This window comes from uncultured Flavobacterium sp. (assembly GCF_963975515.1).
In the GTDB taxonomy this organism is placed as follows: Bacteria; Bacteroidota; Bacteroidia; order Flavobacteriales; family Flavobacteriaceae; genus Flavobacterium.
This window is the reverse complement of sequence record NZ_CAXBGY010000015.1, coordinates 62,087-74,417: the sequence shown is the minus strand read 5'-3', so window position 1 is coordinate 74,417 and position 12,331 is coordinate 62,087. Positions and strand designations below refer to the sequence as shown.

The window sequence follows — 12,331 nt, the reverse complement described above, 5'->3', positions numbered from 1 at the left end:
AAAAGAATAGAAGAAGTGAATTTATTATCTTAGAAATGTAATATAATTAAATCACAATAAAACATAAAAAAACCATCTCGAAAACGAGATGGTTTTTTTATTCGCTATAATTTTATGTTAATACATTAAGTAATTCTTGATTAATAGCTTTGAATTATTATTTTTGTTGATTGTAACAATTATAAGATAATTATTTAAAGTGGATATGAAAAATAAATTTGTTTTTGGATTACTATTCCTATTGCAGTTTAGCAATGTTTTTTCGCAAGAAGTAAAAAAAGAAGTACTTTTCTCAATTGATGACAAGCCATATTATACAGATGAATTTATCAGGGTTTATAATAAAAACTTAGATTTAGTTAAAGACGATTCTCAAAAAGATATTGATGTGTATTTTGACTTGTTTTTAGGGTATAAATTAAAAGTTGATAAAGCTTATAAGTCAGGTTTACAAAACAGTTTAAAATATCAAAACGAGTTAAAATCATATAGAACGCAACTTTCAAAAAATTACACAAGCGATTCTAAAGTCACACAAGCGTTAACGCAAGAAGCTTATGATCGTTCGCTTAAGGAAATAAAAGCATCACATATTTTAATCTTAGTAGACGAAAATGCATTACCAGCGGATACATTAAAAGCTTATAATGAAGCCGTTAAAGTTGTCGATGAAATCAAAAAGGGAGTGTCATTTGAGGATGCAGCCGTAAAATATTCACAAGACCCATCAGCTAAAGATAATAAAGGTGATTTAGGTTATTTTTCTGTATTTAGAATGGTTTATCCTTTTGAAAGTGCAGCATTTAAAACAGAAAAAGGGGCAATATCAAAACCGACTAGAACGCGTTTTGGATATCATATAATTAAAGTTGTTGATCAAAGAGATAACCAAGGTGAAGTTACTGTAGCACATATAATGGTGTTAGATAACAAAGATGAAAACGGAAACGATTTGTCTAAAAAAACAATTGATGAGATTTATCAAAAATTGCAACAAGGTGAAAAATTTGAAGCTTTAGCACAACAATTTTCTGAAGACAAATCATCTTCAAGTAAAGGTGGTGTTTTACAACGTTTTGGAAGGGGACAATTAAGTTCAAGTGAATTTGAAGACGTAGCTTTCTTATTAAAAAATAGTAACGATGTTTCAAAACCTTTTAAGACACAATTCGGATGGCATATTGCTAAACTTATTGACAAACACCCAGTTAAAACTTATGAAGAATCTAAAAATGAATTAGAAAATAAAATTAGAAGAGACGATCGTTCAAAATTAATTTCATCTTCTTTGACTGATAAATTAAAGAAAAAATATACGATAGCAACAGATAAAAAAACGTTAGAAGCGGTAAAAAAACTTGTAAACGATAATTTTTACAAACAAACATGGGAAGTTTCTCCAGAAGTTTTAAAAGCGAACAACAAAAAAATAGTTGAAATTAACAATGATGCTAAAATAAACGCATCTTCTTTTTTACAATATATTCAAGAACAACAAAAACAAAATCTTCAGATTAAACCAATCAATAGTTTGGTAGATCATTTGTATGATCAATATATAGATGTTAAACTTAATGAATATTATGATGATCATTTAGAAAATGAGTTCGTTGAATTTAAGTATATAATGGAAGAATACAGAGACGGTTTATTATTGTTTGATTTAATGGAAAAAGAAATTTGGGAACGCTCTAAATCTGATACACTTGGTCAAAAACAATTTTATTTAGATCACATTGCAAACTATAAATGGAAGAAAAGAGTAGAAACAGAAGTTTATTCTTCTTCAAACAAATCGGATATAGAAAAAGCATTAAAATATGCTAAAAAAGGAAAAGACTCAGAATACATTAAAAACAAACTAAATGCTGAAGGAAAGGTAAATGTAATGATTCAAAAAGGAGTTTATGAAGAGGATGATAAAACGTTGCCTAAAAAAAGCACATTAGATAAAGGTCTGTCTGAAATAGTAAAAGAAGGTGAATATTATTTCTTTTTAAATACTAAAAATGTCCTGCCATCAGAACCAAAAGACTTTTTAGATGCTAAAGGAAGAGTTATAAATGATTACCAACAATATTTAGAAACTAATTGGGTTTCAGAATTGAAAAAAAATGTAAACATCAAAGTAGATAAAGAGGTTTTACAAAAAGTAAAAAATCAATTAAAATAATTTAACATGAAATTTAAATTCTTGTTTTTGGTTATAATTACGGTTTTTGTTTCTTGTAAAAAAGGAACAAATGAGGTAGATAATATTGCTATTGCAAGAGTTAATAACTCCAACCTTTATAAAGAGGATATCAAAGGTTTAGTGCCAGCCGGAACTTCAAAAAAAGATAGTATAATTATTGTAAATGATTATATAGACCGTTGGGCTTCACAAAAATTACTATTCAATGCAGCAGAATTGAACCTTTCAGATGAAAAACAAACTGAATTGAATAAATTAGTGGAGCAATACAAAAAAGATTTATACACTAAGGCATACATTGAGCAATTGGTTTACAAATCTTTTGACACTATAGTAAGTGAAAATGAGATAAAGGAATATTACGAAAAAAATAAAGAAAATTTTAAAACAAATACTGCTCTTGTTAAAATGAGTTACATTCAAATTAATAAAAGTAACCCTAAACTTACTTCACTTTCAAATAAATTCGTAAATACTAGTAAAGAGAATAAAGAATCCCTAAAGAACAGTACAATTGAATTTAAAAGTTATGCTTTTAATGATTCTATTTGGATAGATATGAATCAAGTTTATGAAAAACTTCCAGTTATTAATGTAGAAAATAAAGAAAATTATATAATAGCCGGAAAAACAGTTAAATTTGCCGATTCAACAGATATGTATTTAATTAAGACATCAAATTATATTGATAAAAATCAAGTGTCACCTTTCCAATACATAAAACCGACTTTAAAAAAAGTTATACTTAATAAACGAAAAACAGAATTAATAAATAAATATCAAAAAGACATCACAACAGATGCTCTTAAAGACAAAAAATATGAAATATACAAGTAAATTTAAAGCGCTTTTTGTACTTATTGTTTTGGCTGTAACAACATTACATGCACAACCAAAAAAACAAAAAATAGATGGTGTAGCGGCAGTTGTAGGAGACTATGTAGTGTTGGATTCTGATATTGACTTAATGCTTATTGAATTAAGAGCAAACGGAATTTCTAGTGCAGATGTTACCAGATGTGAATTATTAGGAAAACTTTTAGAAGATAGACTTTATGCTCACCATGCTGTAGAAGATAGTATCGTTGTTACCGATGAAGAGGTTAGAGGTGTTATGGATGAACAACTTGGAGTAATGGTAGAGCAAATAGGTTCAGTAGATAAAGTTGTGAAATATTACAACAAAAAAAATATTGACGATTTTAAAAATTACTTTTTTGATATTATTAAAATGAACAAACTTGTTCAAGGTATGAACCGAAAAATAATTGATAAAATTGAAATTACTCCTGAAGAAGTGAGAACTTTCTTCAATAAAATTCCAAAAGATGAAATTCCTACTATTGGTTCCGAAGTAGAAATTGCACAACTAATTATTAAGCCAATTGTGTCTGAAGAGGAAAAACAAAAAGTAATTAAAAAACTAAAAGAAATTAAACAAGATGTGTTAGAAAACGGAACAAGTTTTACTACTAAAGCCGTTCTTTATACAGAAGATAGAGCTTCAGCTCCTAACGGTGGTTATTATAAAATTAACAAAAAAACACAGTTTGTAAAAGAATTTAAAGATGTAGCTTTTACGTTGCAAGAAGGAGAAATATCTGAACCATTTGAAACAGTTTACGGATATCATATTATAAAAGTTGAGAAAATTTTAGGTCAAGAAGTAGAATTAAGACATATTTTAATGTCACCAAAAGTTAGCGATGAAGCATTAGCTGAAGCAAAAACTAGAATTGAAAACATTAGAGCTAAAATTTTAAATAAAGAACTTACATTTTCTGCTGCAGCAAAATCTTTGTCTGAAGATAAGGAAACAAAAAATAATGGAGGAATTGTTTTAAATCCAAAAACATTAGAAGCTAAATTTGAGCTTACAAAACTAGATCCTTCTTTGTATAATGAGATTTCTGAATTGAAAACAAATGAAATTTCAAGAGTCATTTTGGAAGAAATACCTGGTGAAGGAAAGTTTTTCAAAATAATTACAGTTAATGAAAAAACACAAGAACATCTTGCGGATTTTTCTAAAGATTTCATCAAAATTAAAGATATTGCTTTAAAAGACAAACAAATTACAGCTATTGGAAAATGGACTAAAGAGAAAATCACACAAACTTATATTAAAGTTAATGGTGAATATCGCGATTGTACTTTTGCAAGTGACTGGTTAAAAAAAGAGGTTAAGTAATTTTTTGTACTTTAGAGATTTAAACACAATATTAGAAAACTAAAAACTATATGTCAGACGTTGCAGCATTAAAAAGATTGGTTGAAAAAAAAGCTGAACTTCAAAGAGAAGTTGCCAAAGTAATCATAGGTCAAGATGAAGTAGTAAACCAAATCATTTTAAGTATCTTTTCTGGAGGACACGCACTTTTAGTTGGTGTTCCTGGTTTAGCAAAAACTTTAATGGTTAATACTATTTCACAAGCACTAGGTTTAAATTTCAAGAGAATTCAGTTTACACCAGATTTAATGCCTTCAGATATATTAGGAAGTGAAATATTAGATGAAAACCGTCAATTTAAATTCATAAAAGGACCAGTTTTTTCTAATATTATTCTAGCCGATGAGATTAACAGAACACCGCCAAAAACACAAGCTGCACTTTTAGAAGCTATGCAAGAACGTTCTGTAACGGTCGCGGGTCATAATTATAAATTAGATTTACCTTATTTCGTTTTAGCAACACAAAACCCAATTGAGCAAGAAGGAACTTATCCTTTGCCAGAAGCGCAATTAGACCGTTTTATGTTTGCTATTAAATTAGATTACCCTAGTTTTCAAGAAGAAGTAGATGTTGTAAAAGCAACAACTTCAGATCATAAACCTCAAGTAAATCCATTATTTACGGCTCAAGAAATTATTGATTTTCAAAATGTAATACGAAAAATTCCAGTTGCCGATAATGTTATTGAATACGCTGTTACTTTAGTTAGTAAAACAAGACCAGATAATGCATTAGCAACAGATTTCGTTAAAACATACATAGATTGGGGAGCAGGACCAAGAGCGTCTCAAAATTTAATTCTAGCAGCTAAGGCAAATGCAGCTTTTAATGGAAAATTTTCTCCAGATATTGAAGATGTAAAAGCAGTAGCAAAAGGAATATTAAGGCATAGAATTGTCAAGAATTATAAGGCAGATGCCGAAGGAATTTCTGAAGAAATGATAATTGAAAAGCTGTTTTAAACAGCTTTTTTTTATTTATACATATTATACTAAAATTTGCCGATTGTCGATTTCTTATTTTGAGCTACTACTTTTTATTAAATTAATATTTTTTACGCCTAAAATTATTTAATTCGAAATTTATCATTCATTTTTTGAATTATTTTCAATAAATCAATCGTTTTATAGTTAATAATTTCTGTAAATTAAGTTTTTATTAAAAATTTTCAAATCTCATTAAGATTTCTTAAATTTGTTCCACTTAAAATAACAAACTAATTAATTTACTTATACTATGGCTTTTGATATAGAAATGATTAAACAAGTATACGCAACTATGGCAGAGCGTGTTGATAAAGCACGAGATATTGTTGGTCGCCCACTTACATTGTCTGAAAAGATTTTATATTCTCACCTTTGGGATGGAAATCCTAAAGTAGCATATACAAGAGGTAAAGATTATGTTGACTTTGCTCCAGATAGAGTAGCATGTCAAGATGCAACGGCACAAATGGCATTATTGCAATTTATGCATGCAAATAAAAAAACAGTAGCTGTTCCAACAACAGTTCACTGTGATCACTTAATTTTAGCAAAAAACGGTGCTAAATCTGATTTAGCTTTAGCAAATGATCAATCAAAAGAAGTTTTTGACTTTCTTTCTTCTGTTTCAGATAAATACGGAATCGGTTTTTGGAAACCAGGTTCTGGAATTATTCACCAAATCGTTTTAGAAAATTATGCATTTCCAGGTGGAATGATGATTGGTACAGATTCACACACAGTAAATGCAGGTGGATTAGGTATGTTAGCAATTGGGGTTGGTGGAGCAGATGCAGTAGATGTAATGTCTGGAATGTCTTGGGAATTAAAATTTCCAAAATTAATTGGAGTTAAATTAACTGGAAAACTTTCAGGTTGGACAGCACCAAAAGATGTCATTCTAAAAGTAGCAGATATTCTTACTGTAAAAGGTGGAACAGGTGCTATTGTAGAATATTTTGGAGAAGGAGCAACTTCAATGTCTTGTACAGGTAAAGGAACAATTTGTAACATGGGTGCAGAAATTGGAGCTACAACTTCAACTTTTGGATACGATGATTCCATGAGAAGATATTTAAATGCAACTGGTCGTAAAGATGTAGTAGCTGCAGCGGATACAGTAGCAGATTATTTAACTGCTGATGCAGAAGTATATGCAAACCCTGAAACTTACTTTGATCAAGTTATTGAAATTAATCTTTCAGAACTTCAACCATATATTAACGGACCATTCACTCCAGATAGAGGAACTCCAGTTTCTGAAATGAAAAAAGAAGCTGCTGCAAACGGTTGGCCAATAAAAGTAGAATGGGGATTAATTGGTTCTTGTACTAACTCTTCTTACGAAGATATGTCTAGAGCTGCTTCAATTGTTCAACAAGCAATTGATAACAATATTACTCCAAAAGCAGAATTCGGAATTAATCCAGGTTCAGAACAAATTAGATATACTATCGAAAGAGACGGAATTATCGCAACTTTCGAAAAATTAGGAACAAAGGTATTTACAAACGCTTGTGGACCATGTATTGGTCAATGGGATAGAGAAGGTGCAGATAAGCAAGAAAAAAATACAATTGTACATTCATTCAATAGAAATTTCTCAAAACGTGCTGATGGAAATCCAAATACGCATGCCTTTGTAACTTCGCCAGAAATGGTTGCTGCTTTAGCACTTTCAGGAAGATTAGACTTTAACCCATTAACAGATCCGTTAATCAATGATAATGGAGAAGAGGTTATGTTGAAAACTCCTTATGGTGATGAATTACCTAAAAAAGGATTTGATGTTGAAGATGCAGGTTTTCAAGCTCCAGCAGAAGATGGAAGTGGTGTTAATGTAGTTGTTTCTCCGACTTCAGAAAGATTACAATTATTAGCTCCATTTAAACCTTGGGATGGAAAAAACATAACAGGTGCAAAATTATTAATCAAAGCATTTGGTAAATGTACAACAGATCACATTTCTATGGCTGGACCATGGTTACGTTTTCGTGGGCATTTAGATAATATTTCAAATAATATGTTGATTGGTGCTGTAAATGCATTTGGTCAAGCAACTAATAAAGTTAAGAATCAATTAACAGGTGGTTTTGATACAGTTCCTGGTACGGCTAGAGCATACAAAGCAGCTGGTGTTCCTTCAATTGTTGTTGGAGATCATAACTATGGTGAAGGTTCTTCTAGAGAGCATGCAGCTATGGAACCAAGATTCTTAGGTGTTGAAGCTGTTTTGGTAAAATCATTTGCTCGTATTCACGAAACTAACCTTAAGAAACAAGGTATGTTAGGTTTAACTTTTGCTAATGAAGCTGATTATGATAAAATTCAAGAAGATGATACAATTAACTTCTTAGACTTAACGTCATTTGCTCCAGGTAAACCCTTAACGTTAGAATTTGTCCATGCAGATGGTTCAAAAGATACAATAATGGCAAATCATACTTATAATGAAGGTCAAATTGAATGGTTTAAAGCAGGTTCTGCCTTAAATTTAATTGCAGCTGGTTTAGCTTAAATAATTCAAATATTTTAAAACTCCCTTTCTTAAATAAAAGTTAGGGAGTTTTTTTATGTTCTTAATTTTCTTAACTTTGGTTTAAACGAATTATTGTTATGAAATCATTATGGTTTTTAGAAGATGTAAATTTATTTACAATCCTTTGTCCTCATCAATTTAAAGAATTTAAAGACTCACATCAGTTTTATTTTTTCAAAAAAAACGAGTTTGTCTATTTTGAAGAAGATAGTGCAGATAAAATTTTTCTAATTAATTATGGAAAAGTAAAAATTGGATATGTAACTGAAGATGGAGAAGAGATAATTACAGCCATTTTATCTAAAGGTGAAATTTTTGGTGAAAAAGCCATTCTTGGTGAAGAAATAAGAAATGAATTTGCTCAAGCAATTGACAAAGAAACCTCTATATGTCCTATTACAACTAATGTTATGATAGATTTATTGAGAGAAAATAAAGAATTTAGTTTAAAAATATATAAGTTTATTGGATATAGATTTAAAAAACTTGAAAGAAGACTTCAATTGCTTTTGTTTAAAGATACCAAAACAAGACTAAAAGAATTTATTAAAGAATTAAGTGAGGACTTTGGTTATAAAAATGTGATTACTGGTGATATTATTATAAGACAACCTTACACTCAAAAAGAAATGGCAACTTTAATAGGTACTTCAAGGCCAACGCTTAATATTTTACTAAATGAACTAAAAGAAGAGGATTATTTAGACTTTGATAGAAAGGAAATTACATTAAAAAACCATAGAAAATTGGTAAATTAAAAACGTTTAATATTCCATTCTAGCATATTTTTTGTTATTTTTGAAATAAATTTATAATGAAAAAGTACTTAGTTGTTTTATTAGTTTGTCTTGGATTATTTAGTTGTTCTAACACTGAATCTAATTTCCCTGAACCAAATTTAATTCCATTTGAAAAACAAGATGTTCTCTCTTCTTATGATTTAAGATTAATTGAATCCACAGGAAGAACAATTAATTTATATGCCAATCGAAATAAAGTTGTATTTATTCATTACTGGAATACGACTAATAAAGATGTATCAGTTGATATAGAGATAATTCAAAAACTATATAATGACTATAAACTAAAAATTGAGTTTTATTTTATAACGGATGATACACAGCCAAATGTTAGAAAGTTCATCAAAGAGAATAATATATTGTTTCCAAATTACTATATAGGATCAACACCCTTAAGACCTTTGGTTTTCGGGAAATTACCTAAATCTTACTTAATTAGTAAAACAGGAAGGATTGTTATGAATCAAGAAGGAGTTGCAAATTGGAATTCCGATACCGTAAGAAAAACAATTGACGAATTATTAAAACAATAAAAAAATCCGTTCTATTTAATTAGAACGGATTTTTTAGTTTTGAATTAAAATTAACTACTAATAGTAAGTATAACGTCTTACTTTTGCAATATATTTAGCTAAACGAATAACTTGATGACTATAGCCATATTCGTTATCATACCAAACATACAAAACTATATTTTTTCCATCACCAGAAACAATTGTAGCATTACTATCAAAAATTGATGGAGCAGAAGTTCCAACAATATCAGAAGATACTAACTCGTTGTTTAATGAATATTTAATTTGCTCTACTAATTTTCCTTCAAGAGCATAATTCTTCATAATATTATTTACTTCATCAACTGATGTTTCTTTTCCAACTTCTAAATTTAAAACAACCAATGAACCATTTGGAACTGGAACACGAATAGCATTTGAAGTTAATTTTCCGGCTAAACTAGGTAATGCTTTTGCAACAGCAGAACCAGCACCAGTTTCTGTAATTACCATGTTTAAAGCTGCAGCTCTTCCACGTCTGTATTTATTATGCATATTGTCAACCAAATTTTGGTCATTTGTATAGGCATGAATAGTTTCTAAATGTCCTTTTACAACACCTAAAGTATCTTCAACAGCTTTTAAAATTGGAGTAATTGCGTTTGTTGTACATGAAGCTGCTGAAAAAATATCAACCGTGTCAGGATTGTACTCTTCGTGATTTACTCCATGAACAATATTTGGAACGCCTTTTCCTGGAGCAGTCAATAAAACTTTACTAACTCCTTTTGATGTTAAGTGTCTTTTTAATGCTTCTTCTGTTGTAAAAGCACCAGTATTATCAATTACTAAAGCACTGTCAATTCCGTATTTTGTATAATCAATTTCTTCTGGTCCATTTGCAGTTATTATATGAACTGTTGTTCCATTAATGATTAAGGCATTGTTTTCAACATCAGCTTCAACTGAGCCTTCGAAATCACCATGAACAGAATCATATCTTAGTAATGAAGCTCTTTTCTCTAATAAAGTTGCATCATTTTTATCTCTTGTAACAATTGCACGTAAGCGTAATTGCTGACCTTTTCCCATTTTGCTCATCATTTCACGAGCTAATAAACGGCCAATTCTACCAAATCCATAAAGCACAACATCTTTTGGTTTTATTTCTGTAGTAGCTTTTGCATCTTTTAACTTGTCAATTACAAAGGCTTTTGCATCATTATATTTATCATCTTCTAAATGATATTCATAGGTTAGTTTACCAATATCAATTTTTGAAGGTGGCAAATCTAAACTATTGATAGCTTCTGCGATTTCAACCGAATCAAAAATATTAATTGGTTTTTGAACAAATGCACCAGCATATTCATGTAAATTAATGATGTCACTTACGTTTCTGTCAATTAATTGATTTCTAAATAAAACTAATTCGATAGATTTATCATACCATAAATCACTAATGATTTTAATGAATTCTACACCAGCCTTTCTTCTGTCTGCCTGAAAAGAAAGCTCTTTTTCGTATAAATTGTTGTTACTCATAATTAAAAAATATAGTTGTGTGTTTTAATTTTGGTGCAAAAATATAGATTTCAAACGTTTTCGTAAAGCTTTTTAAGTATTTTTTATCATAAAAAAACCAGTCAAAAGTGACTGGTTAAATTTTATTAGTTTATTATTAGAAAATAACAGAAAATACTTGACGATTTAGTGTCATGATTTGATATTGGGCTCGTTCTGTTTTTTTAGTATTTAAATAACTTGAAACGGTACTAATATCAGTAGCTTTTTTTCCATCAATCGAAAGTATAATTCCACCTAACAACTGATCTTGATACTGAATTAATTCTGGATTATTAATCTTACTAATTTTTACACCATAATCTAATTTTAATGCTTTTTTATCTTCTTCATCAATATCAATTAGTTCAATTTGGTTAAATTCAAAGGTTAATAATTCTCTTTTAGTCAATTTCACCGGAATTATTTTTTCATTTTCATTTCTAATTACCGTAACTTCAACTATATCATTTGGTCTTTTAGTATTAATGTATGAAGTTAAGTCTTTAAAGCCAGCAACCATTTTATTATCTAATTTAGTAATAATATCTCCTTTTTTTAGTCCAGCTTTTTCTGCTCCTGATTTTTGAGTTATATCAGAAATATAAAAACCTTTTGAAAGACTTGTGCCTAATTCTTTAGAAGCGTTTATGTTTAATTCACGACCTTCAATTCCTAAAACACCTCTTTGTACATTTCCAAATTGCATTAAATCTTCTACAATTTTTCTAGTAATGTTTGAAGGAACTGCAAAAGAATAACCAACATAAGAACCTGTTTGTGAAGAAATCATAGTGTTTATTCCAATCAATTCACCTCTTGTGTTTACCAATGCGCCACCACTATTTCCAGGGTTTACTGCTGCATCAGTTTGTATAAAAGATTGAATCCCGTTATTTGTCAAATCTCTGGCTTTTGCAGAAACAATTCCAGCAGTTACGGTTGAGGTTAGGTTATATGGATTACCAACAGCTAAAACCCATTCGCCTACTTTAATTTCATCTGAATCTCCAAAAACAGCAAACGGCAATTTTTCGTCGGTATCGATTTTTATTAAAGCAATGTCCATTTTTGAATCTGTTCCAACTAATCTAGCTTTGTATGTTTTATTGTCATTTAATGTAACTTCTAACGCATTTGAATTTTGTATCACATGATTATTAGTAACAATAAAACCATCTTCACTTATAATTACTCCAGAACCAGTCCCAACTTGATATTGTTCTTGTGTTTGACCTCTTCCATTTCCAAACATGTAGGCAAAAGGATCACTATAAACTTTTTGTGTAGTCATGTTTTTTACATGCACAACATTATGAACCGTATTTTCTGCTGCAGCTGTAAAATCTACTGTTTCAGCACTTAGTCCAACATTTTTTGCGTAATTTGGTGAAGCAATGGTTATGCCATTAGTTTTTGACGAATCAAAAAATAATTTATAAGCTCCCAGTGTAACGGCTCCACTCATCAGGGATAGCAATAATAAACTTCCGAATTTTTTCATTCTTTTTTCATTTAATAATTA

General features: G+C 29.6%; 9 protein-coding genes. 7 read left to right on the top strand and 2 right to left on the bottom strand.

What is annotated here, in order from left to right:
* The first annotated feature begins 205 nt into the window (after positions 1-205).
* From AAC008_RS13910 to AAC008_RS13880, 7 genes are all read left to right on the top strand, one after another.
* On the top strand, positions 206-2,173 hold the full coding sequence (locus tag AAC008_RS13910; protein ID WP_339890021.1) for a peptidylprolyl isomerase: 1,968 nt from the start codon (positions 206-208) through the stop codon (positions 2,171-2,173).
* Between the two features lie 6 nt (positions 2,174-2,179).
* A complete protein-coding gene (locus tag AAC008_RS13905) occupies positions 2,180-3,031 on the top strand; it encodes a hypothetical protein (protein ID WP_339890020.1) in 852 nt (283 codons plus the stop codon).
* The gene (locus AAC008_RS13900) at positions 3,015-4,385 is read left to right on the top strand and encodes a peptidylprolyl isomerase (RefSeq protein WP_339890019.1); all 1,371 of its coding nucleotides are present in this window, start codon (positions 3,015-3,017) and stop codon (positions 4,383-4,385) included. Before AAC008_RS13905 ends, AAC008_RS13900 begins: the two co-directional genes overlap by 17 nt.
* Positions 4,386-4,435: 50 nt before the next feature.
* Complete coding sequence (locus tag AAC008_RS13895; protein ID WP_339890017.1) at positions 4,436-5,389, top strand: MoxR family ATPase; 954 nt, start codon at positions 4,436-4,438, stop codon at positions 5,387-5,389.
* A gap of 274 nt (positions 5,390-5,663) precedes the next feature.
* The gene (locus AAC008_RS13890) at positions 5,664-7,928 is read left to right on the top strand and encodes an aconitate hydratase (RefSeq protein ID WP_339890016.1); all 2,265 of its coding nucleotides are present in this window, start codon (positions 5,664-5,666) and stop codon (positions 7,926-7,928) included.
* Between the two features lie 98 nt (positions 7,929-8,026).
* Positions 8,027-8,707: a Crp/Fnr family transcriptional regulator gene (locus tag AAC008_RS13885; RefSeq protein WP_339890014.1), complete on the top strand. Its 681-nt coding sequence runs from the start codon at positions 8,027-8,029 to the stop codon at positions 8,705-8,707.
* 56 nt (positions 8,708-8,763) lie between these two features.
* The gene (locus AAC008_RS13880; protein WP_339890012.1) at positions 8,764-9,282 is read left to right on the top strand and encodes a hypothetical protein; all 519 of its coding nucleotides are present in this window, start codon (positions 8,764-8,766) and stop codon (positions 9,280-9,282) included.
* A 57-nt stretch (positions 9,283-9,339) separates the two neighbouring features.
* Here AAC008_RS13880 and AAC008_RS13875 read toward each other — a convergent pair whose 3' ends face one another.
* Positions 9,340-10,788, bottom strand: coding sequence for a glyceraldehyde-3-phosphate dehydrogenase (locus tag AAC008_RS13875; RefSeq protein ID WP_339890011.1), 1,449 nt, complete (start codon positions 10,786-10,788; stop codon positions 9,340-9,342).
* A 136-nt stretch (positions 10,789-10,924) separates the two neighbouring features.
* The gene (locus AAC008_RS13870) at positions 10,925-12,310 is read right to left on the bottom strand and encodes a trypsin-like peptidase domain-containing protein (protein ID WP_339890010.1); all 1,386 of its coding nucleotides are present in this window, start codon (positions 12,308-12,310) and stop codon (positions 10,925-10,927) included.
* Between the last annotated feature and the right edge of the window lie 21 nt (positions 12,311-12,331).

Bases quoted from the DNA above. Each gene is read 5' to 3' on its own strand.
- AAC008_RS13905 (WP_339890020.1), top strand. From the start codon at position 2,180: ATGAAATTTAAATTCTTGTTTTTGGTTATAATTACGGTTTTTGTTTCT.
- AAC008_RS13870 (WP_339890010.1), bottom strand. From the start codon at position 12,310: ATGAAAAAATTCGGAAGTTTATTATTGCTATCCCTGATGAGTGGAGCC.
- AAC008_RS13880 (WP_339890012.1), top strand. From the start codon at position 8,764: ATGAAAAAGTACTTAGTTGTTTTATTAGTTTGTCTTGGATTATTTAGT.
- AAC008_RS13875 (WP_339890011.1), bottom strand. From the start codon at position 10,788: ATGAGTAACAACAATTTATACGAAAAAGAGCTTTCTTTTCAGGCAGAC.
- AAC008_RS13885 (WP_339890014.1), top strand. From the start codon at position 8,027: ATGAAATCATTATGGTTTTTAGAAGATGTAAATTTATTTACAATCCTT.
- AAC008_RS13895 (WP_339890017.1), top strand. From the start codon at position 4,436: ATGTCAGACGTTGCAGCATTAAAAAGATTGGTTGAAAAAAAAGCTGAA.
- AAC008_RS13890 (WP_339890016.1), top strand. From the start codon at position 5,664: ATGGCTTTTGATATAGAAATGATTAAACAAGTATACGCAACTATGGCA.
- AAC008_RS13910 (WP_339890021.1), top strand. From the start codon at position 206: ATGAAAAATAAATTTGTTTTTGGATTACTATTCCTATTGCAGTTTAGC.
- AAC008_RS13900 (WP_339890019.1), top strand. From the start codon at position 3,015: ATGAAATATACAAGTAAATTTAAAGCGCTTTTTGTACTTATTGTTTTG.